The organism is Streptosporangium sp. NPDC048886 (assembly GCF_055586905.1).
Genome location: NZ_JBVJHH010000043.1, coordinates 1 through 25,407, shown reverse-complemented (window position 1 = coordinate 25,407; position 25,407 = coordinate 1). Strand labels below are relative to the sequence as shown.

The following is a 25,407-nucleotide window of genomic DNA, read 5'->3' as shown; positions in this document are numbered from 1 at the left end:
CCATCTAACGGGGCATTTCGGTCGTACTGGGGTGTGTTCCTCAGGGGGGAACAGGGATACGGGGAGGTGAGTGCGTCGAGCGTCGTGTTGTTGCCGTATGCACCGTCCAGCGTCGCCGTCGCACGCCAACGCCTCTGCTCTGACCTGCAGGAATGGGGGGTCTACGAGACCGCGATAGATGATGCGGTCCTCGTGGTGAGCGAGCTGCTGAGCAATGCGCTCCGGCACGCGCATCCTTTACCGTCCGGTCAGATCAGGGTGGCGTGGCGCTGGACTGACGGATACGTCGAGGTTGCGGTGAGTGACGGAGGAGCCGCCACGGAGCCGCGCGCCGGACGGCCCACGCTCTCCTCACTGGGGGGCAGGGGTCTCGGCATCGTCGAATATCTGGCCGCCAAATGGGGGGTCAGGCACGACGGTGAGATCACCACTGTCTGGGCGGTGGTCACGACTGTCAGCACTGTGAGTAACGGTAACGGTCAGGTTTCCATGCCCGAGCCCGCGCTGCGGGAGTGCGGATAGGTCCTGTCCCGCTTCATCGCCGTGAAGCGGGACAAGATCGTGATCACTCTCAGGCGGGTGCCGGACGGTACAGCAGCGCCCTCTCGCCGGCCGTCCACGCCGTGGTGACCAGCAGATAGATCCCGGCCGCGAGCGGGAGCACGGCCGCGGCCAGCACCGTCGCGTACGGCAGGAGCGGCATCACCCTGCGGAGCGCCTCCGGCTGGACCTGGTCGCCCATCGTGCGCCGCATCCGGCGCGATGTGATCGACGCCACGGCGAGCAACAGCAGGAAGAGGCCGGCGAAGACCAGGGTCGGCCCGCTGAGCAGGCCGTACCCGGCGACCGCGCCGGCCAGCTGCTGGCCCAGCGGCACGCCGAACAGCCCGTGGGTGAGCAGGGCGTTCGCGTGCCCGGCGATCACCGAGGAGGTGAAGACCCGGTACGTCACCATGAGGAACGGCAGCTGGGCCAGGCCCGGCAGGCAGCCGGCCAGCGGGGAGGCCTTCTCCTCGGCGTAGAGCGCGGCCAGCTCCCGGCGGAGCCGCTCGGGGTCGCGGCCGTGCCTGCTCCTCAGCTCCTGGAGCCGGGGGGCCAGCCGTGCCCTGACCCGCTCGCCCCTGGCCTGCATGACGCTGAGCGGCAGCAGCAGGAGCCGGACGCCGAGGGTGAACAGGACGATCGCCGGCGCGGTGGAGCCCAGCGGCCCGGCGAGCGCGGTGATGAGACCGGCGGTGAACTCGATGACGGGGTCGAACATGGGAGCCCTTCTGACTGGTGTGGGATCAGCACAGAAGGCGCCCGCGATCCGGACGTGTCGACGCGGTGCTACGCGGGCGCCGGGCCCGCTGACGGTGCTCTCGGCCGGGACCGCCCGGCCGCGTCGGGGTCGCGCTGCCGGACGAACAGGGTCCGCCTGGCCCGCTCGCGCCGGGACAGCGGCGCTCCCCGCCCCGCCTCGGCGGCGAGGGGCAGCACGCGCAGCGCCCAGGCGAGCAGGAGCACGCCCAGCCCGACCACGGCGGTCGCCGTCACGGCGCCGCCGCCGTCGAAGATCCAGACCGACAGCGTCTGGAGGGCGAGCAGGAGGCTCACTTGGCGAACTTGCCCGCGACCGTGACCACGGCGACGACCACGAAGGCGATCAGTGCCAGCACGACCAGGAACTTCAGCAGCCCGAACAGCGCGGGCAGCACGAGCCCGAACACGACGTAGAGCGCGAGGATGACGCCCAGGACTGCCATCACGGTACGACTCATGAGGCCACCGTACGTCCGGCGACCGGCCCGATGGAGGCCGGAAGCATAACGATCCAGTGCTTACGGAGTGGTGACGCGGCCTAGGGATCGGCCGTGCCCGGGCCTACCGTGGAGACCATGAGCACGCGGATTCTGGTGGTCGACGACGACCCGACGGTGGCCGAGGTCGTGGCCCGCTACCTGGAGCGCGACGGCCATCTGGTCGAGTGCGTGGGAGACGGCGCCGAGGCGCTCAGGCGCGCGCTGTCCAACCCCCCGGACCTGCTGGTGCTCGACCTCATGCTGCCGAAGATGGACGGGCTCCAGGTCTGCAAGAAGCTCAGGGAGCGCTGGCCAGTCCCGGTGATCATGCTGACCGCGCTGGGCGAGGAGATCGACCGGGTCGTGGGCCTGGAGACCGGCGCCGACGACTACGTCACCAAGCCGTTCAGCCCCCGCGAGCTGGCGCTGCGCGTGCAGTCGGTGCTGCGGCGGGCACGCGGCGCCTCGGTGCCGGCCGGGACCGGCGTGCTCAGGGACGGCGCCCTCGTGGTCGACGTCGGCGCCCACGAGGTGCGGCTCGGCGACGACCAGATCACGCTGACCGCCCGGGAGTTCGACCTCCTGGCCCATCTCATGCGCAACCCCCGCCAGGCCTTCAGCCGCTCCGCCCTGCTCGACCAGGTCTGGGGGTGGTCCTTCGGCGACTCCTCCACGGTGACCGTCCACGTCCGCCGCCTCCGCGAGAAGATCGAGCCGGACCCGACCGCCCCCCGGCGCATCGTCACGGTGTGGGGCGTCGGCTACCGCTACGAACCCCTGACGCAGACATGATCCCCGAGATCCTGCTGATCGTCGTCGTCACGGCCGGGCTCGGCCTGCTGGTGGCCCTGGCCGGGCTCGGTGTGATGCGGCTGCTGCGGGAGCGGTCGATCGGGGTGATGCTGGCGGTGGTCGCCGTGGTGACGGTCCTGGCCACGGTGGGGGGCGTGGTGGCCATCACCCTGAAGATGATCATCGAGGGCACGCCCAGGGACATCGTGCTCAGCGTGGTCGTGGTCGGCGGCCTGGTCGGCCTGGGGGTCGCGACGGTGCTCGCCCGCCGGGTCGTGGCGGCCAGCCGCAGGCTGGTCGCCGCCGTGCACGCCGTACCGCCCTCGGGGGAGTTCGTGCCGCCCCGCGGTCTGCCCGCGGAGCTCGACACCATCGCCAGGACGCTGGAGCAGGCGTACGAGCGCCTCCGCCTGGGCCACGAGCGCGAGCGCGCCCTGGAGAGCTCCCGCCGCGAGCTCGTCGCCTGGGTCAGCCACGACCTGCGCACCCCGCTGGCCGGCATGCGGGCCATGGCCGAGGCCCTGGAGGACGGGGTGGTCGCCGACCCGGGGACGGTGCGCCGCTACCACACGCAGATCCGCCTGGAGGTGGAGCGGCTGTCGGGCATGGTGGACGACCTGTTCGAGCTGTCCAGGATCCACGCGGGCGCGCTGCGCCTGTCGCGGCGGCGGATCGGCCTCGGCGACCTGGTCGCCGACGCCCTGGCCGGGGTGGAGCCGCTGGCCCGGGCCAAGGGAGTACGGCTGGCGGGCCAGGTCGACCAGGCGGTCCCGGTCCAGGCCGACGCCGGGGAGCTGTCCCGGGCCCTGCGCAACCTGGTGGTCAACGCGATCAGGCACACCCCGGGCGACGGCACGGTCCGGGTGCGCGCGCTGGCGGAGGGCGGGGTCGCCCGCCTGCAGGTCGCCGACTGCTGCGGCGGCATCCCGGCCGACGACCTGCCCCGCGTGTTCGACGTCGCCTTCCGCGGCGAGGCGGCCCGGACCCCGACCGCGGACGGTACGGGAGCCGGGCTCGGCCTGGCGATCGCCCGCGGCATCGTCGAGGCCCACGAGGGGGCCATCGACGTCGTCAACGCCGGGCCCGGCTGCCGGTTCGAGATCCGGCTCCCGCTGTCCGGCTGAGCCCCGGCCGCGGTCGGGTCAGGCGGTCATGTCTCCCGCCGCCCCGTGCGGGTCGTCAGCACCGCGACCTCGCCCTCGGGCCGGACCGGTACGACGAGCGTCACCTGTGTTTCGTCGCCGCTCTCGCCGTCGTCGGGTTCGACGTGCTGGCAGGAGGTGGGGGGCCGGGGACTGCCGAAGGACTCGGCCATGGCGCGGAAGGTAGGGCACGGCCAGCGCCACATGCAGCTGCGGCAGCGCAGGATCGGGCGTGCCGCGTCGCTGGTGATGCCGCCCGCGTCGCGGGGCTGGTGCAGGTCGAGGAGCCTGACCCCGAGGGCGGCGAAGCCGAGCAGCTCCTCGCGCGCGCCTTCGAGGAAGTCGAGGTCCTCGCTCGCCAGGCGGGTTCTGATGGGGACGTATCCCTCGCGGTTCACCAGGCCGCGCAGGGAGTTGGCCGCATCGTGCCACGAGGTGGCCTTCTCGGTGCGGGTGATCATGGACTCCAGGTGCTCCCGGAGCCGCTGTCGCTGGGGATCCTCAGGAAGGTCGGTGTTCATTGATGCGTTCGAGCCCGTTTCTACTCAACGGCCGCCACTGACGTAGCGCAGGGACGGTCGGGAGATTCCGGGTCTCCCCCCTTTCCGGCTAAGCCGGTGTTGCACAGTGTCAAGTTTCGCGCACTCGCGGTTTCCATGAGGGCGAAACGGGGGACAAAGGGCCGACGACTCGGGTTAGTCGAGAGAACGTGACCAGCGGCCTCCGCGCCGCTAGTGTGCCCGCTGTGGAGCTAAAAGTCTCAACTCGATCTCATGTCGGTCACACCGTCATGGCCGTTACCGGCGAAATCGACCTATATACCGCTCCTGGGCTGCAGTCCGAGTTCACTCGGCTGCTCCAGGAGAGCCTGACCACCTACGTGGTCATCGACATGTCCGGAGTGGAGTTCTGCGACTCCACCGGCATGAACGTGCTGCTCTCGGCACTCAAGCGGCTGAAGGAGCGTGGCGGCACCCTGGAGCTGGCGGCGCCGCGGCCCGCCGTACGCAAGATCCTGCAGGTCACCGGGCTCGACTCGGTGTTCACCGTGCACGAGGCGGTGCCCGGGAAGCTGCTGACGGCCAAGCCCAAGGGATGACCGGCACAGCGGTGATCATCCCGGCCAAGGACGAGGCCGACCGGATCGGCGCCACCGTGACCGCGGCCCTGGCGCTGTCCGGTGTGGACCTCGTCATGGTCGTGGACGACGGATCGACGGACCAGACGGGCCGGGTGGCGAAGGCCGCCGGCGCCCGTGTCGTGCGGCACAGCCGCAACCGGGGCAAGGCCGCCGCCATGGAGAGCGGGGCGGAGGCCGTGCGCCTGTTCGACGGGGAGGAGCCCCGGCACCTGCTGTTCCTCGACGCCGATCTGGGCGAGAGCGCGCACGCGGCCGCGCCCCTGATCAAGCCGGTCATGACGGGTGAGGCGGACATGACCATCGCCGTGTTCGCCACCCGCGTGAAGCTGGGCGGTCACGGGTTCGTGGTGCGGCTCGCACGCCAGGGCATCGAGCGCGCCACCGGCTGGACGCCCACCCAGCCGCTCAACGGCCAGCGCTGCCTGACCAGGGCCGCGTTCGAGGCCGCCCGGCCGCTGGCCCACGGCTTCGGCGTGGAGACCGCTCTGACGATCGACCTGCTCCGCAGGGGGTTCCGCGTGCGGGAGGTCGAGGTGGAGATGAGCCACCGGGCCACCGGCACCGACTGGAAGGCCCAGCTCCACCGGGCCAGGCAGTTCCGCGACGTCGCCCGGGCCCTGCTGGCCCGCAGGTAGACGCGCCTCCACGGCCGGCCCGTCCGCGGGCGCGCCCAGCCGCGGGAGGCCGTCCGGGCCCCGCCGGTCCGCGGGCGCGGCCGCCCGCCACGGCCGGCCCGCTCCGGGCACTGCGCGGGATGTGCTGGAATTTGCGGGTGACTCGGGTTCCGTCGGATGTCGATGAGAGACGGGTTCCCGCGTCCGGCGCGCCGCGGGGGCTCGACGCCGCCGCGTACGCGGCCGTCGGGCTGTCGGCCGCGCTGACGCTCCTGATCGGGCTGCTGGGCCCCTCGGCCATGGTGCCCGGCCTGCCCGGCCCGTCCTGGCAGCCCCCTTACTCCCTGAACCTGCGCCCCGACGGCCATCTGGTGATCGCGATGGCGGCGGGGGCGATCGTGCTGGGCGGGCTCGGGCTCGCCGCCGCCCTGCGGTCCCGGTGGGGGCCGGATCCGCGGTGGCTGCTCGCCGCCGGTTGCGCGGCGGCGGCGCTGGCGGCCTTCCTGCCGCCGTCGGGCTCGGCCGACCACCTCAACTACGCCGCCTACGGCCGGCTGGTCACGCTCGGCCACGATCCCTACGCCGTCACCCCCGCCGCCCTGCCCGGCGACCCCGTCACCGGAGCGGTGGAGGAGTGGGCCGGTGTGACGAGCGTCTACGGCCCGGTGGCGACCGCCGTGCAGGCGCTGGCGAGTCTCGCCGGAGGCGACTCGGTCAGGCTGACGGTCTTTGTGATGGCGGCCTTCAACGCGGCGGCGTTCATCGGCACCGCGCTGCTGCTGCACCGCTTCACCAGGGCGGACGCGGACCTGCAGCGGCGGGCGGCGCTGCTGTGGGCGGCCAACCCCCTGCTGCTCTACCACCTGGCCGCCGGGATGCACGTCGACACCCTGGCCGTCGCCTGCATGGTCGCGGCGCTCATGGCCCGTGGCGCGGGCTCCGGGCTGCTGCTCGGGGTGGGGATCGGGGTCAAGCTCAACGCCGGGCTGGTCGCGCTCGGCCCGGCGTGGGAGCTGCGCCGCTCGCCCGGCAGGCTCGCCGTCGTGGCGGGCACCGCGACGGCCACCGTGCTGGCCGTCTACGGCGTCGCCGGACCGCACGTCTTCGACCAGCTCGGCGCGGCCAGCAAGAAGGTCTCGCTCGGCACGCCGTGGCAGCTCGTCAAGCTCGGGCTCCAGGCGCTGTCCGGGCCAGGCGCCTACACGGCCTGGATCCAGGCCGGATCCCTGCTCCTGCTGGCCCTGCTCGCCTGGCTGCTGCTGCGGTCCGCGCCCCACCACACGGCCCCGGCGGTCGCCGCGGTGATGGTGGTGGCCTGGCTGTTCGCCGCGCCGTACGCGCTGCCCTGGTACGACGGGCTGGCCTTCGCGCTGCTGGCCATGGCCTCCTGGCCCGCGCTGGAGGGCTTCATGGTGGCCCGGGTGGCGATCCTCTCCCTGGGCTACCTGCCGGCCAGGGAGGCAATGCGCCCGGAGGACCTGCTCTGGCTGAAGACCGTCGTCAGGGAGCGGGTGGTGCCGTGGTCCCTGCTGGCGCTGACGCTCGCTCTGGTGTGGTGGGCGGCGAGAGCTGGAGCGCGCGCACGCAGGCGGCCAGCGTCAGCGGCACCGCGACGGTGAGCGCCATCGCCGGGATCGCGATGCCCGAGTCGTTCATCAGGAACCCGATCAGCGCGCAGGCCAGCGCGCCGATCAGCCCGGCGCGCAGCGCCGGCGCGAGCAGGTAGGCCCGGCCCAGCGCGGAGGCGCCCCACCGGGAGGGCCGGTCCAGCACCAGGAAGAGGAAGGCCAGCGCGACCAGGGAGAGCAGGGTCAGCGACCAGTTGCCGACCGTGACCCCGACCATCGCGCCGAGCTTGCGGCCGACCACGGTCCAGGCCTCGCCGTCCAGCACCTGCTGGACGAAGGAGCCCAGGTGGGTGCGGCGGGCGGGCGGCTTGAGCCAGTCGGCCACCGCGATCACCCCGATGAGCAGGACGCCCGCCAGGCCGACCAGGGCGAGCTTGACCGGTGAGACCCGGCTGCCGGACAGCAGGATCAGGAAGACGGCCACCCCGACCAGGAACGCCGGGACCCCGCCGAAGTCGGCGCCCCAGGCGGGCCATCCGTCGGCGAACACCGCGAACAGGCCGTAGGCCGCGCAGATCACCATCGCGAGCGTGCGCCGGCCGCGGGAGACCAGCCACTGGGCGACCCCGGCCATGGCCAGGATCGTCCCGGCGGAGTAGACGGCGAAGGCGATGTTGCTGAAGCCGTAGAAGCGGCCGCCGGTGACGGGCTCGTAGCCGGTCACCGCGTTCACCTGGAGCCTGGAGCCGGTCATCACGTCGGCCAGCAGGGCCAGCGAGGTGATGCCGGCGACCACGGTCAGCGGGCCGAGCACGTGGGTCCGCCACGGCCCGGCGGAGGCGATCCCGGCGATCGCGCAGGCGATGCCGGCGATGGTCAGGATCACCGCGGCCATCGGGGCCGGGAACGTCCACCAGGGCACGAGCTGGGCCAGGAAGGTGGCGACCGCGATCGCGCCGCTGACCACGGCGACGGCCCGCGCGGCGGTCAGCGCCCGCGAGCCGCCCCAGCCCCGCCGGATCGCGACGGCCGCCAGCAGGTAGAACAGGATCTGCACGGCCACGAACACCGCGAAGAACGGCCCCCGCACCTCACGCAGCACCTGGCTGGCCAGGTCCTCGCCGGCCAGGTTCCGCACCGTGACGGCGGCCGGCTCCCCACTCGGCCCGGCGCTCTGCCAGGCGTGGCCCACGACGCCGTTCGGGGCCGCCAGGCCGAGCAGGCCGATCGCGGTGGCGGTCAGGTCGGTGTTGGTGACCAGCCCGTCCTGGCGGGTGGAGGTGGTGGTCAGGTAGCCGTGCGGGTACGGCGCGCCGTCGGGGGACGGGCCGTGGGCGATCGCCACGTGCAGGTGGGGCGCGGCCGAGGTGTCGGACAGGCCGCCGAGCAGGACGGTGGTCTCCGGCGGGAGCCGGTCGAGGACCGCGCCCACCCGGCGGTCGGCGCCGGCCGCCGCCGCCTGCCGGGCCTGCCCGGTCACCGGGGCGAGGGCGGATGCGAGGTCGGCGGCCTCCACCACGACCAGCCGGTATGGTGCCAGATCGCCGAGCTCCTCGACGGTCGCCGCATATTTCCCGACTTTTCCTGACCTGTCTGCGGCGCCCAGCGCGGCCCCCGGCCCGACCGCGGCCACCTTCCCCCCGGCGTCCGCCACGAGCTGCCCGAGCTGCCCGAGCACCGGCCGGTAGGAGGTCTCCTCGGTGTTGTAGGTGACCAGCTCGGGCCAGCCCGGCACGCTCGCCCCGCCGTCCGGTGCCGGGACCGGCGCCGGCGGCGGCCCGCAGTCCGTGCCCGGGGCGCCCGCCCGCTGTCCCGCCGAGACGGTCAGCCAGCCCGCGACCGGGCAGGTGACGCCCCGTCCGGGCAGCGGCACCGCCCGGGTCGACAGCGACGCGGCCCCGCCCTGCTCCACGAGCTTCCACAGGTTCGGCGTCCGCGCCTGGTCCAGATCGCTCCACTGCAGCCCCGCCACCCCGACCACCACGACCCTGGCGGGCAGCGACCGGGCCGAGGCGGCGGCCGTGCCGGCCCCGTACAGGGCCAGGAGCACGGCGGCCAGGAGCGCGCAGGCCGCGCGGAGGGCGGCGGGGCGCCGGCCGGCGAGCCGTGCCCCGCCCTCGTGCGCTGAACCCATCCGGTTCCCCCGTATCCGTCCCGTTGGCGGCCCTTTTCCCTCAGGCCCACGGTAACCTGCCTGGTCGTGACGACCGGCGAGGCGACCAGGACCAGACGGCCACCGTGGATGTGGCCGCTCGCACTGCTGCTCATCGCGGTGGCCGTGGCCCCGCTGGTGCTCCAGTGGCTCGGCAACGTCGACGACCAGCGCCTGGTCGACCTGGATGTGTACCGTACCGGTGGACAGGCGATCCTGGAGGGGCGGCCGGTCTACGACTTCGTCACGCCCGCGCCGCAGCTCCTGCCGTTCACCTACCCGCCGATCGCGGCGCTGCTGGCCACGCCGCTGGCCGCGATGGCCTGGCCGGCGGCGCAGTGGACGTGGACGGCCCTGGTCTTCGTGACGCTGGCGGTCAGCGTCGGACATGGCTTCCGCGCCCTGCTGGGCCCCGCCGTGCCGTACCGGGACGTGCTGGCCCGCGCCGTACCGGGCCGGTGGGCGGCGCGGGGACGGGACGTGCCGGGCCGGGCCGGCGGCATCGGCCTGCCGATGGCCTTCGCGCTGCTGACGGTCGCCTGCACCTATTTGATGCCGGTCAGGGACCAGGTCCGTTTCGGCCAGGTGGACATCCTGCTGGTCGCGCTCTGCCTGGCCGACTGCCTCGCCCGGCGCCCCGTGTGGCCGCGCGGCATGCTGATCGGCCTGGCCACCGCGGTCAAGCTCACCCCCGGCGTCTTCCTGATCTACCTGCTCATCACCGGTTTCGGCCCGGACGCGCGGCCGGAGCAGCGCAGGACCTTCTTCATGGCCGCCTTCACCGCGGCGCTGCTGACCCTGCTGCCCTTCCTGGTGATCCCCGCCGACGCCGCCGACTTCTGGTTCCACGCGCTGCTCGACCCCGAACGGCTCGGCGCCAACGCGGCCACCACCAACCAGTCGATGCGCGGCATGCTCATCCGGCTCTACCTGCCCGACTGGCTGACCGGCCTGATCTGGCTGGCGCTGGTCACGGTGGTCGGCTGGTACGGCTTCCGCCACGCGCGCCGGGCGCTGCTCGACGGGCACGCCGCGGCCGGGGCCGCGCTCGTCGGCCTGATGGCCGTGCTGCTGTCGCCGGTGGCCTGGATCCACCACCTGGCCTGGGTGGTCGTGGTCCTCGGCGCGCTGGCCGGCGACGGGCGTGACCCGGTGCGGGTCCGGGTGGCCGCCGGGGTCTGGCTCTACTACGTGCTGCCGATCCCCTGGTGGGGGGTGGCGATCAAGGCGGCGGAGGTCCCGGTGCTCAGCCCGGTGCTGGGGAAGATCGTCCAGAACGGGTTCGGGCTGGGCGCGCTGGCCCTGGTCTGGCTGCTCGGGGTCTGGCTGCCGAGGCGGAGAGAGGTTTTCCGGACAGTTCAGTGACCTGGCGATTACTCTGTGTGTCGTGTTGGTTACTATGTGGATCGCCGCGGGGGCCGCGGCCGGGGTCGTCGGCGTCCTGATCGGCTCTCTGGCGCTGCGGCAGGCACGCGGCGCGGCGAAGGACTGCGACCGGATCCTCGCCAGGCAGGCCGTCGAGGGGACCGGCGGTCCCGGAGACCTCAGGGCGATCAGGGATGTGGCGGTCTTCCGCTACGACGCGCTGGAGGAGATGACCGGGGAGCTGTCCTTCTCGGTCGCGCTGATGAACGGCCTCGGCGACGGGATCGTCCTGACCTCGATCAACGGCCGCTCGGAGACCCGCACCCACGTGCGCCCGCTCCGCGGCGGCAGGGGCCGCCAGCCACTGTCCCCGGAGGAGGAGCACGCGGTGCGCGCGGCGCGGCTCGGCCTCGGCCCCGAGGTGGAGCCCTATTTCGGCCGGGGTGAGCCACGCGTGCGGGCGACGGTTTCCGACCAGGGTGAGCCACGTGTGCGGGCGACGGCTTCCGACCAGGGGTGAGCCCCGCGTGCGGGCGACGGCGTCGTGAGCGGGGCGGAGTGGCGGGGGCGGAGATGAGCTGCGCGGATGTGCGGTTTACGCACACTTTCGGATAGGCGGCGGATAGCCTGTTGTCATGCCCAAACTCGCCTACCTGGGACCGGCGGGCACCTTCACCGAAGAGGCCCTGCGGCTCCTGGCACCGCAAGCCGAGCGCCTGCCGTGTGCCAACATCAGCGCGGCGCTGGACGCCGCCCGGCGGGGCGAGGCCGACGGCGCCGTCGTCCCCCTGGAGAACTCGCTCGAAGGCGCCATCCCGACGACCCTGGACGAGTTCGCCTGGGGAGAGCCGCTGCTCATCACCGCCGAGCTGCTGCTGCCCGTCGAGTTCTCGCTCCTGGTCCGGCCCGGCACCGAGATCGGCCGCATCAAGCGGGTCTTCACCCACCCGGCGGCCATCACCCAGTGCCGCAACTTCATCGCCCGCGAGCTGCCCGACGCCGTGGTCGTCGCGGCCCCGTCGACCGCCGCCGCGGCCCAGGAGGTCGCCCTCCCCGGCTCACCGTATGACGCCGCCATCGCCGCGCGCATCGCCGGAGAGCACTATGGCCTGGTCGAGCTGGCCGCCCGGATCGGCGACCGCTCCGACACCGTGACCCGGTTCGTCCGCGTGTCCCGGCCCGGCCCGCCGCCCGAGCCCACCGGCTCCGACCGCACCAGCCTGGTGGCCTTCCTCACCGACGACCACCCGGGCGCGCTGCTGGAGATGCTCACCGAGTTCTCCGTGCGCGGCGTCAACCTGACCCGCATCGAGTCGCGGCCCACCGGCGACGGCATCGGCCGCTACTTCTTCCACTTCGACTTCGAGGGCCACGTGGCCGACGCCAGGGTCGGCGAGGCGATCTCCGGTCTCCACCGGGTCTGCGCCGACGTGCGCTTCCTCGGCAGCTACCCGCGTGCCGACGGCGTTTCACCGCAGGTCAAGCCCGGCACGGCCAACGGCGACTTCGCCGAGGCCACGGACTGGCTCTCCAGGGTCCGCGCCGGCCAGGTCTGACCCGTGCGCGGCCCGGCATGGCGCGAAGGTCGCCGCAGCGGCGCGGGCGCGGCTCCCTCGCCCGCGGCTCCCGCGCCCGTGGGCGCCCCGGCCGGCCCGATATATGGACGCGAGCTCTATATGGGGCGCGAGCGTCGGCTCCGCATCGGTAGCCTTGATCTGTGATTGACCTGCGTACCCTTCGTGAGGATCCCGACCGGCTACGGGCGTCGCAGCGTGCCCGCGGTGAGGACGACTCCGTCGTCGAAACGCTGCTCGACCTCGACGGCCGCCGCCGCGGCGCGCTGAGTCGCTTCGAGACGCTGCGCGCCGAGCAGAAGAGCATCGGCAAGTCGGTCTCCCGCGCCTCCGGGGAGGAGAAGACCGCCCTCCTCGACCGGGCCAAGGATCTCGCGGCGCAGGTCAAGTCGGCCGAGGCCGAGGCCGAGAAGCTGGCCAAGGAGCTCGACGACCTGCTCTACACGATCCCCAACCTCGTGGAGGAGGGGGCTCCGGCGGGCGGCGAGGACGACTACGTGGTGCTGGAGGAGATCGGCGAGAAGCCGACCTTCGACTTCGAGCCCAAGGACCACCTGGAGCTCGGCGAGCTGCTCGGCGCGATCGACATGGAGCGCGGCGCGAAGGTCTCCGGCTCGCGGTTCTTCTTCCTCAAGGGCGTCGGCGCGCGGCTCCAGCTCGGGCTGCTCAACATGGCCATGCAGCAGGCGATCGAGGCGGGCTTCGTCCCGATGATCCCGCCGGTTCTGGTCAAGCCCGAGACGATGCAGGGCACCGGCTTCCTCGGTGCCCACGCGAGCGAGGTCTACCACCTGGCCGACGAGGACCTGTTCCTGGTCGGCACCAGCGAGGTGCCCATGGCGGCCTACCACGCCGACGAGATCCTCGACGGCGCCGCGCTGCCCTACCGCTACGCCGGCTGGTCCTCGTGCTTCCGCCGCGAGGCCGGCTCCTACGGCAAGGACACCCGAGGCATCATCCGCGTCCACCAGTTCGACAAGATCGAGATGTTCTCCTACTGCCGTCCCGAGGACGCGAGCCAGGAGCACCAGCGCCTGCTCGCCTGGGAGAAGGAGATGCTCGCCAAGATCGAGGTGCCCTACCGCATCATCGACACCGCCGCGGGCGACCTGGGCACGAGCGCGGCGCGGAAGTTCGACTGCGAGGCGTGGGTCCCCACCCAGGGCCGCTACCGCGAGCTCACCTCGACCTCCAACTGCACCGACTTCCAGGCCCGCCGCCTGGCCGTGCGCTACCGCGACAAGGACGGCAAGCCCCAGCACGCGGCCACGCTGAACGGCACCCTGGCCACCACCCGCTGGATCGTGGCCATCCTGGAGAACCACCAGCAGGCCGACGGCTCCGTCGTGGTCCCCAAGGCCCTGCGGCCCTACGTCGGGCTCGACGTCCTCGAACCCGTCAAGTAACCCCTGCCACGACGTGGGCCCCCGCCGCACCCCGGCGGGGGCCCACGCGCGTTCAGCCCCCCGGACCGGCGGCCGGGTCCGGTACGGCCGCCGGACCCGCGGCCACGCTCCCCACGGACGCCCGGCCGGCCAGGACGGACGCCGTGACTCCGGCGCCGCAGGCGAGGCAGGCCAGCAGCCCCGCCGTCGCGTAGTCGTCGGGGACGCCGGACACCCAGCCTGGCGCGGGCCTGCCGTACGGCGCGGCCGGACCGGCAGCGGCGCCGGAGCAGCCACGTGAGGCCCAGCGCGGGCAGGGCGGCCAGGTCGGTCGGGTCGGCCAGCACCCGGGACGGGCCCGCGAGCAGGGTCCAGGCGTGGGAGGCGACAGCGGCACCCGCCGCCGTGGTCTTGACCAGGACGAAGCCGGCCCCGGTGGCGATCATCGCGGCGATGGCGGGCAGGCGGAGGAGGGTGAGGAGGGGCGGGGCCACGAGCAGGCCCGCGACATCACTCAGCTTGCCGGTGACCGGGCCGGGCCAGAGGGCCTTGAGCAGGTGGTCGTTGATCAGCAGCACGATGGTGGCGGTCACGGTCACCGGGTGACCGAGTCAGGTCAGGGCGGGATCCGGGGGATGCCTCATATCAGGGTAGATACGGCGTGTCGGGGCCCGGCTGGAGCGGTGTCGCTTCCGTGATCAGGATGTGTCCGGCCGGTCACTCCAGAAGATCCGGCCGTTTCCAGAGATCCAGGTCATTCCACGAGATAGCGCTGGAGGGTGGGCCCGAGCCAGTCCACGATCTCGTCCCTGGACATGGCGACGACGGGTGGCAGGCGGAGCACGTAGCGGCACAGCGCCATGCCGAGGACCTGGGTGGAGGCGAGTCCCGCCCGCGACGGGGCCTGGGACGGGTCGCCGTGGAGGCGGGCGATCAGCGGGCCGAGCTGGAGGGCGAAGATGTCACGCATGCGCGCGGCGACGGCCTCGTTGGTGACGCCGGTGCGCAGCAGGATCAGCATGCCCTCGTCGTCCTCCCAGCGATCCAGGAAGTGGGCGATGAGCGTCTTGCCCACGGTCTCGCGGGGGATCGCATTCAGATCCGGAAATTTCAGGTCAAAGTCGGCTGCCGCGGCGAACAGTTTCTCCTTGTTGCCGAAGTAGCGCATGACCATGGCCGGGTCGATGCCCGCGTCCGAGGCGATGGCGCGGATGGTGGCCCGCTGGTAGCCGTCCGCGGCGAAGCGCTCGCGTGCCGCGGCCAGGATCGCGGCCTTGGTCTCCTCGGAGGTTCTCCTCATGCCAACAACTGTAGGCCAACGAGTGTTGACATCGCCAGCGCGGAGGCGCACAGTTATGCCAACGGATGTTGACCAACAAGCGTTGACATTGACTCATGGAGGTCGCGATGCTCCCCACCAGCACGGACGTTCTCGTCATCGGCGCAGGCCCGACCGGCCTCACCGTCGCCGTCTCCCTCGCCGGGCAGGGGTTCGACGTGACCGTCGTCGACAACCAGGCGGCCGGTGACAACACCTCGCGGGCCGCGGTGGTCCACGCCAGGACGCTCGAAGTCCTGGAGCCGCTGGGGGTCGCCGGGCGGCTGGCCGCCCAGGGCATCCGGGCCCCCCGGTTCACGATCAAAGATCGTGACAGGGCCCTCGTGCCGGTGCGGTTCGACACGCTCCCGACGCGCTACCCCTACACGCTGATGGTCTCCCAGGCGGTGACCGAGCGGACCCTGCTGGAGCGCCTCACCGAGCTGGGCGGCCGGGTCGCCAGGCCGTACACACTGGAGAGCCTCACCCAGGACGGCGAGGGCGTGACCGCGCTCTTCGCCGGCGGCGCCACCGTCACCGCGAAGTACGCGGTGGGCGCGGACGGCATGCACAGCACGGTCCGCGAGCAGGCGGGCCTCGGCTTCACCGGCGGACAGTACGCCGAGTCGTTCAGCCTGGCCGACGTGCGGCTCACCGGCGGCGTGCCCGATGACGAGGTCGTCCTCTACTTCTCGCCCGCCGGGCTGGTCGTGGTGGCCCCGCTGCCCGACGGCACCCACCGGATCGTGGCCACCGTGGACGAGGCGCCGGCCGAGCCCGGCGTGGCCTTCGTCCAGGCACTGCTGGACAGCCGGGGGCCCGAGAAGGACCGGGCCGTGGTGCGCGAGGTCGTCTGGGGATCGCGGTTCCGGGTCCACCACCGGGTGGCCGACGCCTACCGCGCCGGACGGGTGGTGCTGGCGGGCGACGCCGCGCACGTCCACAGCCCCGCAGGAGGCCAGGGAATGAACACCGGCATCCAGGACGCCACCGCCCTCGGCGAGGCCCTCCTCGGCGCTCTGAAGGGCGATCAGGGCGCTCTGGACGCCTACGCGGCGGCCCGCCGCCCTGTGGCGGAGCAGGTCGTCGCCTTCGCCGGGCGGCTCACCCGGCTGGCCACCGTGGACAAGCGTCTGCGCCCGGTCCGGAACCTGGTCCTGCGGACCCTGGCGCGTGTCCCCGCCTTCCGCCGCGGCCTGGCCTGGCGGCTGTCGGGCCTGGTCTACCGGTGAGCCCCGGGGCGGGGGGGGTCGGGGGGCCGGTCCGCGGGCGGGGCGGGGAGGCCGTCAGGGCGGTCCGCGGGTGGGGCGGGGAGGCCGTGAGGGCGGTCCGCGGGGCTGCCCGGGAACGAGAAAGGCGGGGTTCGCGTTAAGCGAACCCCGCCTTCCTCGCTACCAGAGGTCTATGCGTCAGACGGCGCGGACCTGCGAGGCCTGCGGACCCTTCTGGCCCTGCGTGATCTCGAACTCGACACGCTGACCGTCCTCAAGGCTGCGGTAGCCGCTGCCCTGGATCTCGGAGAAGTGCACGAACACGTCCGGTGCACCGCCGTCCGGTGCGATGAAGCCGAAGCCCTTTTCAGCGTTGAACCACTTGACGGTTCCCTGAGCCATTAAAGCTCTCCCTCAGGATTTGAAACTTTGGGATTCACACCTCGTGAACCCCATGTGTCGTACAGCAAGCCCCGGGTGGCTCAGTCAAACTGGTTTTCACAACGGGATTCAGCTAATACAACGCCATCACATCTAACACTATCTGGCGCACTCGTGTTCCCGCCATGAGGAAGATTCCTCGTAGATGGATCCCCGGGGCTGGCGTACCGGGGATCACAGTGCAGACTGGAACCTGTTATGGGATGCCCCCGCCTCGTCGCCACTGACCTCGACGGCACCGCCCTGCGCTCGGACGGCACCGTCTCACCCCGTACCGCGGCCGCCTTCGCCCGTGTGGAGAGCGCCGGAGCCACGCTGATCTTCGTGACCGGCCGGCCACCCCGGTGGATGCACGCGGTCGCGGGAGCCGTACGCCATAGAGGGCTGGCCATATGCGCCAACGGCGCCCTTGTCTACGACCTGCACACCGAGCAGATCGTCAAATCACACCTCATCCCCCCAGATGTGCTTGAAGAGGTCGTGAGACGGCTCCGCGAAAAGGTTCCCGAGCTGGCGTTCTCAGTGGAATACGAAGGCGGATTCGCCCACGAATCGGACTTCCGTCTCGGCGGCTGGGACGGTAAGGCGGTCGCCGGGCTCCGCGTCGGCACGGCCACGCTCATCTCGCGGCCGTGCGCCAAGCTCCTGGCCCTGCACCCCCGGATGGACCCCGACATCCTCCAGGAGACGGTCTACGGGCTGGTCGGCGACCTGGTCACGCCCACCCACTCCAGCGGCCGGGCCCTGATCGAGATGAGCGCACACGGCGTGACGAAGGCCTCGGCGCTGGCCACCCTGGCCGAGGGCCAGGAGATCACGCCGGCCGAGGTGATCGCGTTCGGGGACATGCCCAACGACCTGCCGATGCTGCGGTGGGCGGGCACTTCCTACGCCGTCGCCAACGCCCACGCCGAGGTGCTGGCCGCGGTCGATCACGTGACCGCGGCCAACAACGACGACGGGGTCGCCAGAGTCCTCGAGGACCTCTACAGGTAGGGGCCGGAGCTGCCCTGGTGGCCCTCCTGCGTGAGGGAGACGCCGCTGGGCAGCGCCTTGCGCATGTTCTCCAGCTGGGCGCGGGCCGCCATCTGCTGGGCGAAAAGCGTGGTCTGGATCCCGTGGAACAGACCCTCCAGCCAGCCGACGAGCTGCGCGTGGGCGACCCGGAGCTCCGCATCGCTCGGCGGGGTGCCGTTGTCGTTCTCGGTGAACGGGAGTGACAGGCGCTCCAACTCGTCGACCAGCTCGGGAGCCAGACCGTCTTCGAGCTCCTTGATGGAGCTCTGGTGGATCTCCTTGAGCCGCTTGCGACTGGCCTCGTCCAGCGGAGCTGCCCGGACCTCCTCGAGGAGCTGGCGGATCATGCTGCCGATCCGCATCACCTTGGCGGGCTGCTCGACCAGCTCGGCGACCGACCGTCCCTCGCCGTCCTCCTCGGCCTGGACACCCTGGGGGCCCATGACCACTATGTGCGGAGTGCTCTCCTCTGCGTTCATAGCATTCAACTTACTAGCAGGATTTTCCCAATGTGGTCACCGGACTCCAAGATCCTGTGGGCCTCGGCGGCCTCGCTCATCGGCACCCGCGCGTGGATCACGGGCCGGATCGCCCCGGCGTCGACCAGGGGCCAGACGTTGTCCACGACACCGCGCACGATGACCCCCTTCTCGTCGACCGGGCGCGCGCGTAGCGTGGTGCCGTGCACGGAGGCCCGTTTCACGAGGAGCGCACCCAGGTCCAGCTCGCCCTTCGAGCCGCCCTGCATCCCGATCACGACCAGTCGGCCGCCCGTTTTGAGGGCTTTCACGTTTCCTGGCAGGTATTTCGCGCCGACGATGTCGAGGATCACGTCGGCCCGGACCCGCTCCGCGAAGTCCTCCTCGCGGTAGTTGATCCCCTCGTCCGCGCCCAGCTCCAGGCAGCGGGCGATCTTGTCGGCCGATCCGGCGGTGACCACCACCCGCGAGCCGAACGCCTTGGCGAGCTGTACGGCCAGCGTGCCGATCCCGCTGGCGCCGCCGTGGACGAGAAGCGTCTCGCCCTTCCTCAGACGCGCGGTCATGAACACGTTGGACCAGACCGTGCACGCCACCTCGGGCAGGGCCGCCGCCTCGGCCAGGTCGACGCCGTCGGGCACCCGCATGACCTGCTGCCAGGGCACCGCGACCCGCTCCGCGTAGCCGCCGCCGGACAGCAGCGCGCACACCCGCTCGCCCGGCCTGAAGTCCTCCACGTCCGAGCCCACCTCGGCGACCACCCCGGAGCACTCCAGCCCCGGATACGGAGAGGCGCCCGGCGGCGGGTCGTACCGGCCCATCCGCTGCATCAGATCGGCCCGGTTGACCGCCGAGGCGGCCACGTCGATGAGGACGTCACCCGGTCCGAGGCGGGGATCGGGGACCTCTCGCCAGGTCAGCACTTCAGGTCCACCAGGTTTATCGATCACGATGGCGTGCATGTGACCAAGCTATCCCGTGGGCTCAACTTGGTGGTTGCCCGCATTGATGAGAACACAGGGCGTTAACCTGCTATGCGTTTGCTGCCCTTTTATGCCCATCCCGAGGGGGAACACGGTGGCGAGACACGATCGTGAAGAGTCTCTCGAGGAGCAGCTCGCCTGGCTCGACGCTATCAAGGAGCAGGAGGACGAGCCTCCCGTCGCGGTGAGGAGCACCGCGGCGGACGCGGTGGACGACACCGCCATTTCGCCATACCCGAAGGACCCGTGGGGCCTGGTGCCCTCCGAGCCCGCGGCGGTCTCCTCGCCGCTGTTCCGCACAGCCGTCGACTCGGCCTACGACCCCGCGGGGGCCTCCGCGCCCGTGACGGACCCACCGGCCGAAGACGCCGACGCGGCCGACTGGATGGAGGCGTCCGACACGGTGAGCGCCTTCACCCTGCCCTCCGTCACGGCGCCTTCCGGCCATGACAACGACGGCTTCCTGGCCCCCCTCAAGCCGCTGCCCCGTCAGGAGCAGGACGAGCTCGGCGGCGAGTTCACCGACCCCAAGCTCCGCGCCTCGCGTGCCGAGCCCGAGGTCCGCGGGCCGCGTGCCGAGCCCGAGGTCCGCGGGCCGCGTGCCGAGCCCGAGCAGGAGACCTCCCGCGGTCTGTTCGAGCAGCCTCGCCGCCCGCAGGAGCCGGCCGAGCCCCCCACCTTCGCCCCCGCCGAGCCGCCCGGCCCCACGCTCGAACCGTTCAAGCCCTCGGCCCCCGAGCCCGAGGGGTTCGCCTTCGGCGGCGGTTCCGACCGCGACCGGTTCACGCTGCCGGCCGTCGGCTCCGGAGGGTCCGCCTTCGGCGGCGCCGGTTCCGACCGCGACCGGTTCACGCTGTCGGCCGTCGACTCCGACCGTGACGGACCCTCCTCCGGCGGCGCCGGAGCGGAGGATGACCGGCCGGGCTCCGGCGGTCCCGGACAGGACGAGGCTCACTCCGGTCCCGGTGGCTCCGAGCAGAGCGACGACCGCTCCGCCTCCGAGCGTGACGACCGCTCCGGCGCCGATGGCACCGGGCCGGACGACGCTCGCTCCGGCGCCGACGGCCCGGGCCGTCGTGACGATCTCTCCGCCTTCGGCGGTGCCGGGCAGGACCGCGACCGGTCCGCCTCCGGAGCCGCCGAGCCGTTCGCCTCCGGCGAGACACTCCGGTCGGTCCTCGGGCGTCCCGAGCCTGAGGCCGTCGAGCCGTTCCGGGTGCCCGAGTCCTTCGGTGCCGACCACTCGACGCCTGGCGCGCCGCTGGAACGTGCCCCCGGTCTGTTCGGCTCGGCCGTCCCCCCCATCCCGGACTCCGGCCGGACCTGGGACACGGCCTTCACCCCGGACCGCGACAAGCCCTTCGCCCCGGACCAGGACCAGTCTTTCTCCTCAGATCGGGACACGGCTTTCTCCCCGGATCGGGACAAGCCTTTCTCCCCAGATCGGGACACGGCTTTCCTCCCGGGCCGGGACAAGCTCTTCGGCCCGGACCGGGACACGGCCTTCACCCCCAAGGAGGCGGTGGCCCCCGCTCCCGACCGGGACCAGCCCTTCACCCCGGACCGGGACACTTCCCCCACCCTCAACCGGGACGTGGCCTCCGCCTCGGATCGGGACAGGCCTTTCTCTCCCGACCGGGACGCGCCTTTCAGCTCGGACCGCGACAAGCCCTTCACCTCGGCCCGCGACAGGCCCTTCACCTCAGCCCGGGACAGGCCTTTCTCCTCAGATCGGGACGCGGCTTTCTCCCCGGATCGGGACAAGCCCTTCGCTCCGGACCAGGACGCGGCTCTCCCCTCGGACCGGGTCACGTCCGAGCCGGCGCGGGAGCCGTACCAGGCGCGCCGCCGTCAGGCGGCCCCGACACCCGCCTTCAGCGCGTCCTCCCGGCAGCAGACGCCGGGCATCCCCAGGCCGTCGGCCGACAGTCTGGACCCCGAGTCGCTGCTGAGGGGGCGCCGTAACGGGCCCGCCGGGGGCTGGCGCAAGCTGATCTACAAGGCGTCGGCGGGATTGATCAAGCCCGGTGAGTCTCCCGAGGTACGCCGCCGCCGTGAGCTGGTCGGCCGGGCCCGCACACCGGTCGCCACGGGACACCACCGGGTCGCCGTGCTCAGCCTGAAGGGCGGCGTCGGGAAGACCACCACAACGGTCGGTCTCGGCGCCACCCTCGCCCAGATCCGCGGTGACCGGGTCATCGCGGTCGACGCCAACCCCGACCGCGGCACCCTGTCGGACAAGCTCGAACTCGAAACCTCCGCCACCGTCCGCGACCTGCTCAACGAGCGCCAGCAGATCAAGCGCTACGTCGACATACGGGCGTTCACCTCGCAGGCCCCGTCCCGCCTGGAGATCCTCGCCTCCGACCGCGACCCGTCGGTGTCCGAGGCGTTCAGTGCGTCCGACTACCAGTCGGTGGCGCAGGTCCTGGAGAACTTTTACTCGATCTGCATCACCGACTGCGGCACCGGCCTGCTCCACTCGGCCATGTCCGGCGTCCTCGGCCTGGCCGACCAGCTCGTCCTGGTCAGCTCCCCCTCCGTGGACGGAGCCCGCGCCGCCTCGGCGACGCTGGACTGGCTGGAGGCACACCACTACGAGGATCTGGTCCGCTCCGCCACGGTGGTGCTGTGCAGCGTCCGTCCCCGGTCGAAGTCCACAGTCGACCTCGACCGCCTGGAGGCCCACTTCGCGGCCCGCTGCCGCGCCGTGATCCGCGTCCCCTACGACCCCCATCTCGAAGAGGGCGCGGAGATCGACCTGGAGAGGCTGCAGCCCACCACCCGGGAGTCCTTCCTCCGGCTGGCGGCCTCGGTGGGCGACGGCTTCGCCGGAGGGCAGCTCTGAGTCCGGTACGGCAGGCGTCCCGACTCCCACGCGAGACGAGACGCCTGCCAAGTCCCGTGCGCGCTTGAGGCGGTGAGAGGCTAAGGTGCATCTGACACGTTCTTCGGACGTGTCCCCAGGAGAGCTCGCCTAGTGGACGATGGCGGCGGTCTTGAAAACCGCTAGGGCTGGTGACAGTCCTCGTGGGTTCGAATCCCACGCTCTCCGCTCACCACCCGAAACGGCGTCTGACCAGGGGTTTCCCTCGGACCGGGCGCCGTTGATCGTTTCCGGCCTGCGCAGCCATAGGCCACCGTGAGCGGCCTTGCGCCGGTGTTCGCGGGATATATGCGGGATGGATCTTGAGGCGTTCTCCCAGGTCGCGCGCGAGAATCCTGCCCTGAGAATCGGGAGGAGAGTCGTGGAGCATATGGACTGGGACCGGATACTAGGACCGACCTGGTACCTCCCGGAGGCCGCCCGAGCGGCGATGGAGGCGCTGACCCGGTCTGTAGATGCTCGGCAGGCCGCCCGCGCACTGGCCGATCTCCGGTACGCGGTCACGAACGACCACGCCGGGACTCTCTACCCGGCCGCCGTTCTCGCGACGAGCGTGCTTCTGAAGGCGATCGAGGAACGACCAGGACCAGCCCGGCAGGAGGCTTTGAACGCGCTGCTGGACTGGTGGGGATGCTTCTGCCCCGAACCGGGGTTTGAGACCTACGAGGACCCGTTGACCGGGCCTGCCGGTCTCATCGAAGGAATCACGAGGCATGTCCGCGATGCCAAGGACATGCTCCACCGCGTCGCTGATGATCCGTCCGGGGGTGGAGGACATCGTCCCGGTGTGAGGCTGCTGCTGATCAGGCTCAATGATGGCTGGGGTGTGGAGGCTGGCTGATGTGGAGGAGCCAGGCGCCTGTAGTCGTACCGACGTAAAAGAGAAGAGGCCCCGGTGTTCCCGAAGCCTCTTCATGGTGGGTGGTCACGCGGCCAGCGCATCCTCAATCCTGCGGTTGGCGACCTCCGCGCCGCCGTCGATGCACTTGGCGTAGACCTTGAGCAGCACATCCACCCCATGCCCCGCTCGCTCGGCCACGTCGGGAGCCGCTACTCCAGCGTTGAGCCAGAGGGAGACGGCCGCATGCCGCAGGTCGTACGGCCGGGCCACCAAGGGTGAGGCGACCTGTTCGGGCGTCAGCGCTAGATACCGGGCCGCCTTCCACGCCTCGCAGTAGGTACCGATGGAGATCACCCCACCGCGCGAGGTCCGAAACAGCCGGCCATCCTCATGGGCGCCGAACTCGTCGACGTGCTCTCGGAGGATGGCCACCAGCTCCGGCGGGATCGGAACGGGACGGCCTTCTTCTTCCGCTCGGTGCTTCAGGCCGCGGTCATCATGAGCCTTGCCGGAGTCGGTCCACTTCTTGTTGGCCTGCGGCTTCGACTTCGCGAGCACGAGACGACCCCAGCCGGCCACCGGAAGGTGACAGTCCTGGATACGGAGGCCGAGCGCCTCAGCCGGACGCAGGCCGGCGAAGTAGAGGCAGGCGAAGAACCCTCGCAGGTGACGACCACGGTTGAGCCGTCCGACATAGGTCACCGCGGTGAGCAGCTCGCGCGCCTGGGCCGGGTTGACTACCACGCGCCGGTCCACCACCTCCCGGACCTTCGGAGGCTTCCACGCCTTCACCTTGTCGATGGGGTTGGCGGGCAGTTCCTCCAAGTCCACGGCGTACTGAAGGGCGTTGTAGAAGACCGACCGCTTGCGGGCGATCGTGGTGGCTGCCGCGGCTCCGCCGTCAAGGGTGAGCGCCAGCGCGTCGAGGCCGAGCCGTACGTTCCGGACCTTCGATAAGTCAGCCATGGTCAGGGAGTGATGCTCAAGCCACGCGAGGGCCGATCGGATGGCCTCGGGTCGCTTCGATTGCCGGGAAGTCGGAGGAAGGGCGTACTGCCGCAGAGCCTCCCGGAGGATGAGCGGTTCAGGCTTGCCCGGTGCGTTCTCCTCAACGAGGGCAGGGGTGACGGTCGCCAGAGCATCGGTGAGGCTGTCGCGGGTCTTGGCTGCGGCATGAGGCCACTTCATGTCCACATACACCATGACAAAGGCGAACCAGGTAACCGCGTTCTTCACCTTGGCCATGGAGGCGGGCAATCCAGTTTCCATGTCGAAGCCCTCACCCCGCTTGGCCGCTTGCCGGAGATCCGACAGGAAACTCTCGGCGAGGGCCTTCGTTCGTAGGGTTTTGGACTTCTGGCGACCACCGACCTTCCAGCGAACCTCATAAGACACGGTCTTACTGGACTGATTCCGGCGGACTTCCCAGAACTTCACGTCATAGGAGGTGTTCACGCCGCCTCCCGGAGGGTCTCAAGCCAGGCGGTGAACTCGCTGCGGTAGATGCGGATTTCGCCGTTTGGGAGCTTGAGGCCCTGGGGAGCGTGGCCGATCTCGCGCCAGCGGTAGAAGGTGCGTCGAGATACTCCGCCGAGCTCGTCGAGGATCTCTGGAACGGTCATGAGCTGATCACGGGTCTTGCTCACGCTGCCTCCCGCATCTCGACTGCCGAAAGATCTGTGATAGGTCGTCCCTCTGCTCTGGCTTCGAGTTCGCGTAAGCGGGCTCGGGTGCGGTGCCGGTCGGCGACGCCGCGCAGCAGCCGCTTGGCCAGCGGGGTCCGGGTCGGGTCCTTGCTGGAGACGGGCCGCCAGAGGTAGCGGTGCGGGTCGGTGGTCGTCTCGTCGGGCAGGCCGAGCATGTCGAGGACCCAGGCGCGCCGGTCCTGCTTGTGCTCCCGGAGGGTCTTGTTGGACCACTTGCGGGAGACCAGGACGCGGCGTCCGGCGTAGCCGAGGTGTTCGGCCTTGTGCGCCTTGGAGCGGCAGCGGCCGGGAAGCATGCCGGGCTTGGCGCCCTTGGGCTGGATGCCGTAGCGCAGCCAGTTGGGGCAGGTGGGTGAGCAGGGTTCGTAGCGGAGCGACTCGACCATGCGGGCGGCGTGATCACGCCGGGCGTGATTCTCGGCGTCGGCGGGGTCGAGGGGGTCGCCGAGGCTCTTGGTCAGGTATTTGGTGAGGTAGCCGATGCGCTTGTGGGCGTCCGGGGTGCCGGCCATGATGCCCTGGACGTCGACCTGGGCACCGAAGCGGAGCACGTGCAGGGGTTCGGCGTCCTCGTCGGCGTCGAGCCGGTCGAGCGCCTGATCCCAGGTGGGAAGCAGTTCCCCGGTGGCCGGGTCGAGGTAGTCGCCGGACTGCCCGTCCGGGTAGGCGGCCCCGTCGCCGAGGTCGGCCCGTGCGCTCCAGACCGGCAGGTGCTCGCCGTCGAAGCGGACCTCATCGACGGACGGCCACCACACCTGGTGGTAGGTCGCGGCGGCAATCTGCTTGATCTCGGCGCGGGGCAGGGTGCCGCGGATGGCCATGTGCAGGTGCGGTGCGAGCCGTTTTTGGGGTTCGACGGTGGCGAAGTACTGCACGTCGTAGCCGGCCACCCGGCGCAGGTTCTGCACGAACCGATCGACGAGCTTGGAGAAGTGCAGGGCGTCGCGGGCGGCGCGGGCGTAGTCGTAGGTGGCCGGGTCGACCGGCACGCCCAGGCCGGAGCGGATCTT

General features: G+C 71.5%; 27 protein-coding genes and 1 tRNA gene. 15 read left to right on the top strand and 13 right to left on the bottom strand.

Annotated elements, in window-relative coordinates:
* Positions 1-66: 66 nt before the first annotated feature.
* Complete coding sequence (locus ACZ6R6_RS38815) at positions 67-522, top strand: ATP-binding protein (RefSeq protein ID WP_306861832.1); 456 nt, start codon at positions 67-69, stop codon at positions 520-522.
* A gap of 49 nt (positions 523-571) precedes the next feature.
* Here ACZ6R6_RS38815 and ACZ6R6_RS38810 read toward each other — a convergent pair whose 3' ends face one another.
* The 3 genes from ACZ6R6_RS38810 to ACZ6R6_RS38800 form a co-directional block, all read right to left on the bottom strand.
* Positions 572-1,261 (bottom strand): YidC/Oxa1 family membrane protein insertase, encoded by a 690-nt coding sequence (locus tag ACZ6R6_RS38810; RefSeq protein WP_470101932.1) that lies wholly within the window; start codon positions 1,259-1,261, stop codon positions 572-574.
* Positions 1,262-1,329: 68 nt separating this feature from the next.
* Positions 1,330-1,596: a DUF6412 domain-containing protein gene (locus ACZ6R6_RS38805; RefSeq protein WP_470101931.1), complete on the bottom strand. Its 267-nt coding sequence runs from the start codon at positions 1,594-1,596 to the stop codon at positions 1,330-1,332.
* Positions 1,593-1,760, bottom strand: coding sequence for a hypothetical protein (locus ACZ6R6_RS38800; RefSeq protein WP_470101930.1), 168 nt, complete (start codon positions 1,758-1,760; stop codon positions 1,593-1,595). Before ACZ6R6_RS38800 ends, ACZ6R6_RS38805 begins: the two co-directional genes overlap by 4 nt.
* Positions 1,761-1,877: 117 nt before the next feature.
* Between ACZ6R6_RS38800 and ACZ6R6_RS38795 the strand changes: the two genes are divergently transcribed.
* Positions 1,878-2,573, top strand: a complete 696-nt coding sequence (locus ACZ6R6_RS38795) for a response regulator transcription factor (RefSeq protein ID WP_470101929.1) — start codon at positions 1,878-1,880, stop codon at positions 2,571-2,573.
* On the top strand, positions 2,570-3,697 hold the full coding sequence (locus ACZ6R6_RS38790; protein WP_470101928.1) for a sensor histidine kinase: 1,128 nt from the start codon (positions 2,570-2,572) through the stop codon (positions 3,695-3,697). The genes ACZ6R6_RS38795 and ACZ6R6_RS38790 overlap by 4 nt, the downstream gene beginning before the upstream one ends.
* Before the next feature lie 26 nt (positions 3,698-3,723).
* Here the strand turns inward: ACZ6R6_RS38790 and ACZ6R6_RS38785 are convergent, their stop codons facing one another.
* Entirely contained in the window at positions 3,724-4,236 is a 513-nt protein-coding gene (locus ACZ6R6_RS38785; RefSeq protein ID WP_470101927.1) for a hypothetical protein, read from the bottom strand.
* A gap of 224 nt (positions 4,237-4,460) precedes the next feature.
* Here ACZ6R6_RS38785 and ACZ6R6_RS38780 point away from each other — a divergent pair, with 224 nt between their 5' ends.
* From ACZ6R6_RS38780 to ACZ6R6_RS38770, 3 genes are all read left to right on the top strand, one after another.
* Positions 4,461-4,814, top strand: a complete 354-nt coding sequence (locus tag ACZ6R6_RS38780) for an STAS domain-containing protein (protein ID WP_470101926.1) — start codon at positions 4,461-4,463, stop codon at positions 4,812-4,814.
* On the top strand, positions 4,811-5,491 hold the full coding sequence (locus ACZ6R6_RS38775) for a glycosyltransferase family 2 protein (RefSeq protein ID WP_306861848.1): 681 nt from the start codon (positions 4,811-4,813) through the stop codon (positions 5,489-5,491). The genes ACZ6R6_RS38780 and ACZ6R6_RS38775 overlap by 4 nt, the downstream gene beginning before the upstream one ends.
* A 137-nt stretch (positions 5,492-5,628) precedes the next feature.
* The gene (locus ACZ6R6_RS38770; protein WP_470101925.1) at positions 5,629-7,089 is read left to right on the top strand and encodes an MptA/MptB family glycosyltransferase; all 1,461 of its coding nucleotides are present in this window, start codon (positions 5,629-5,631) and stop codon (positions 7,087-7,089) included.
* Here the strand turns inward: ACZ6R6_RS38770 and ACZ6R6_RS38765 are convergent.
* Complete coding sequence (locus tag ACZ6R6_RS38765; RefSeq protein WP_470101924.1) at positions 6,971-9,172, bottom strand: hypothetical protein; 2,202 nt, start codon at positions 9,170-9,172, stop codon at positions 6,971-6,973. The genes ACZ6R6_RS38770 and ACZ6R6_RS38765 overlap by 119 nt on opposite strands.
* 66 nt (positions 9,173-9,238) lie before the next feature.
* On the opposite strand from ACZ6R6_RS38765, the gene ACZ6R6_RS38760 reads away from it, so the two are divergent.
* The 4 genes from ACZ6R6_RS38760 to serS all read left to right on the top strand — a co-directional run bounded on the left by ACZ6R6_RS38760 (position 9,239) and on the right by serS (position 13,535).
* On the top strand, positions 9,239-10,555 hold the full coding sequence (locus ACZ6R6_RS38760; RefSeq protein ID WP_470101923.1) for a glycosyltransferase 87 family protein: 1,317 nt from the start codon (positions 9,239-9,241) through the stop codon (positions 10,553-10,555).
* Positions 10,556-10,577: 22 nt separating this feature from the next.
* Entirely contained in the window at positions 10,578-11,075 is a 498-nt protein-coding gene (locus ACZ6R6_RS38755) for a DUF4446 family protein (RefSeq protein WP_470101922.1), read from the top strand.
* A 115-nt stretch (positions 11,076-11,190) separates the two neighbouring features.
* A complete protein-coding gene (pheA, locus tag ACZ6R6_RS38750; RefSeq protein ID WP_470101921.1) occupies positions 11,191-12,111 on the top strand; it encodes a prephenate dehydratase in 921 nt (306 codons plus the stop codon).
* A gap of 161 nt (positions 12,112-12,272) precedes the next feature.
* Positions 12,273-13,535 (top strand): serine--tRNA ligase, encoded by a 1,263-nt coding sequence (gene serS, locus ACZ6R6_RS38745; protein ID WP_470101920.1) that lies wholly within the window; start codon positions 12,273-12,275, stop codon positions 13,533-13,535.
* On the opposite strand, the gene ACZ6R6_RS38740 is transcribed toward serS, so the two are convergent.
* Entirely contained in the window at positions 13,499-14,107 is a 609-nt protein-coding gene (locus ACZ6R6_RS38740) for a hypothetical protein (RefSeq protein WP_470101919.1), read from the bottom strand. The two genes, serS and ACZ6R6_RS38740, sit on opposite strands and share 37 nt — an antisense overlap.
* Before the next feature lie 161 nt (positions 14,108-14,268).
* Entirely contained in the window at positions 14,269-14,814 is a 546-nt protein-coding gene (locus ACZ6R6_RS38735) for a TetR/AcrR family transcriptional regulator (RefSeq protein ID WP_470101918.1), read from the bottom strand.
* 107 nt (positions 14,815-14,921) lie between these two features.
* Here ACZ6R6_RS38735 and ACZ6R6_RS38730 point away from each other — a divergent pair, with 107 nt between their 5' ends.
* On the top strand, positions 14,922-16,064 hold the full coding sequence (locus tag ACZ6R6_RS38730) for an FAD-dependent oxidoreductase (RefSeq protein WP_470101917.1): 1,143 nt from the start codon (positions 14,922-14,924) through the stop codon (positions 16,062-16,064).
* A gap of 177 nt (positions 16,065-16,241) precedes the next feature.
* On the opposite strand, the gene ACZ6R6_RS38725 is transcribed toward ACZ6R6_RS38730, so the two are convergent.
* Entirely contained in the window at positions 16,242-16,445 is a 204-nt protein-coding gene (locus ACZ6R6_RS38725) for a cold-shock protein (RefSeq protein ID WP_179821289.1), read from the bottom strand.
* 237 nt (positions 16,446-16,682) lie between these two features.
* Between ACZ6R6_RS38725 and ACZ6R6_RS38720 the strand changes: the two genes are divergently transcribed.
* Positions 16,683-17,480, top strand: coding sequence for an HAD family hydrolase (locus ACZ6R6_RS38720; RefSeq protein WP_470101916.1), 798 nt, complete (start codon positions 16,683-16,685; stop codon positions 17,478-17,480).
* On the opposite strand, the gene ACZ6R6_RS38715 is transcribed toward ACZ6R6_RS38720, so the two are convergent.
* Positions 17,471-17,980 carry a bacterial proteasome activator family protein gene (locus ACZ6R6_RS38715; RefSeq protein WP_306861869.1) on the bottom strand — a complete coding sequence of 170 codons (510 nt, stop codon included), beginning with the start codon at positions 17,978-17,980 and terminating at the stop codon, positions 17,471-17,473. The genes ACZ6R6_RS38720 and ACZ6R6_RS38715 overlap by 10 nt on opposite strands.
* A gap of 5 nt (positions 17,981-17,985) precedes the next feature.
* Positions 17,986-18,942, bottom strand: a complete 957-nt coding sequence (locus ACZ6R6_RS38710; protein WP_470101915.1) for an NAD(P)H-quinone oxidoreductase — start codon at positions 18,940-18,942, stop codon at positions 17,986-17,988.
* 115 nt (positions 18,943-19,057) lie between these two features.
* Between ACZ6R6_RS38710 and ACZ6R6_RS38705 the strand changes: the two genes are divergently transcribed.
* The 3 genes from ACZ6R6_RS38705 (at position 19,058) to ACZ6R6_RS38695 (ending at position 22,691) form a co-directional block, all read left to right on the top strand.
* Positions 19,058-21,811 (top strand): nucleotide-binding protein, encoded by a 2,754-nt coding sequence (locus ACZ6R6_RS38705; protein ID WP_470101914.1) that lies wholly within the window; start codon positions 19,058-19,060, stop codon positions 21,809-21,811.
* Positions 21,812-21,929: 118 nt separating this feature from the next.
* Positions 21,930-22,018: transfer RNA gene (locus ACZ6R6_RS38700), tRNA-Ser, on the top strand.
* 127 nt (positions 22,019-22,145) lie between these two features.
* Positions 22,146-22,691, top strand: coding sequence for a hypothetical protein (locus ACZ6R6_RS38695; protein ID WP_470101913.1), 546 nt, complete (start codon positions 22,146-22,148; stop codon positions 22,689-22,691).
* 84 nt (positions 22,692-22,775) lie between these two features.
* On the opposite strand, the gene ACZ6R6_RS38690 is transcribed toward ACZ6R6_RS38695, so the two are convergent.
* From ACZ6R6_RS38690 to ACZ6R6_RS38680, 3 genes are all read right to left on the bottom strand, one after another.
* Complete coding sequence (locus ACZ6R6_RS38690) at positions 22,776-24,146, bottom strand: tyrosine-type recombinase/integrase (RefSeq protein ID WP_470101912.1); 1,371 nt, start codon at positions 24,144-24,146, stop codon at positions 22,776-22,778.
* On the bottom strand, positions 24,143-24,313 hold the full coding sequence (locus ACZ6R6_RS38685) for a helix-turn-helix transcriptional regulator (RefSeq protein ID WP_043654382.1): 171 nt from the start codon (positions 24,311-24,313) through the stop codon (positions 24,143-24,145). Before ACZ6R6_RS38685 ends, ACZ6R6_RS38690 begins: the two co-directional genes overlap by 4 nt.
* 20 nt (positions 24,314-24,333) lie before the next feature.
* Positions 24,334-25,407, bottom strand: a 1,074-nt coding sequence (locus tag ACZ6R6_RS38680; RefSeq protein WP_470101911.1) for a replication initiator, incomplete at its 5' end; no start/stop codon positions are given.

Coding starts and splice junctions, on each gene's coding strand:
- ACZ6R6_RS38810 (WP_470101932.1), bottom strand. CDS start 1,261: ATGTTCGACCCCGTCATCGAGTTCACCGCCGGTCTCATCACCGCGCTC.
- ACZ6R6_RS38800 (WP_470101930.1), bottom strand. CDS start 1,760: ATGAGTCGTACCGTGATGGCAGTCCTGGGCGTCATCCTCGCGCTCTAC.
- ACZ6R6_RS38795 (WP_470101929.1), top strand. CDS start 1,878: ATGAGCACGCGGATTCTGGTGGTCGACGACGACCCGACGGTGGCCGAG.
- ACZ6R6_RS38790 (WP_470101928.1), top strand. CDS start 2,570: ATGATCCCCGAGATCCTGCTGATCGTCGTCGTCACGGCCGGGCTCGGC.
- ACZ6R6_RS38785 (WP_470101927.1), bottom strand. CDS start 4,236: ATGAACACCGACCTTCCTGAGGATCCCCAGCGACAGCGGCTCCGGGAG.
- ACZ6R6_RS38775 (WP_306861848.1), top strand. CDS start 4,811: ATGACCGGCACAGCGGTGATCATCCCGGCCAAGGACGAGGCCGACCGG.
- ACZ6R6_RS38765 (WP_470101924.1), bottom strand. CDS start 9,172: ATGGGTTCAGCGCACGAGGGCGGGGCACGGCTCGCCGGCCGGCGCCCC.
- pheA (WP_470101921.1), top strand. CDS start 11,191: ATGCCCAAACTCGCCTACCTGGGACCGGCGGGCACCTTCACCGAAGAG.
- ACZ6R6_RS38735 (WP_470101918.1), bottom strand. CDS start 14,814: ATGAGGAGAACCTCCGAGGAGACCAAGGCCGCGATCCTGGCCGCGGCA.
- ACZ6R6_RS38730 (WP_470101917.1), top strand. CDS start 14,922: ATGCTCCCCACCAGCACGGACGTTCTCGTCATCGGCGCAGGCCCGACC.
- ACZ6R6_RS38725 (WP_179821289.1), bottom strand. CDS start 16,445: ATGGCTCAGGGAACCGTCAAGTGGTTCAACGCTGAAAAGGGCTTCGGC.
- ACZ6R6_RS38720 (WP_470101916.1), top strand. CDS start 16,683: ATGGGATGCCCCCGCCTCGTCGCCACTGACCTCGACGGCACCGCCCTG.
- ACZ6R6_RS38715 (WP_306861869.1), bottom strand. CDS start 17,980: ATGAACGCAGAGGAGAGCACTCCGCACATAGTGGTCATGGGCCCCCAG.
- ACZ6R6_RS38710 (WP_470101915.1), bottom strand. CDS start 18,942: ATGCACGCCATCGTGATCGATAAACCTGGTGGACCTGAAGTGCTGACC.
- ACZ6R6_RS38695 (WP_470101913.1), top strand. CDS start 22,146: ATGGATCTTGAGGCGTTCTCCCAGGTCGCGCGCGAGAATCCTGCCCTG.
- ACZ6R6_RS38685 (WP_043654382.1), bottom strand. CDS start 24,313: ATGACCGTTCCAGAGATCCTCGACGAGCTCGGCGGAGTATCTCGACGC.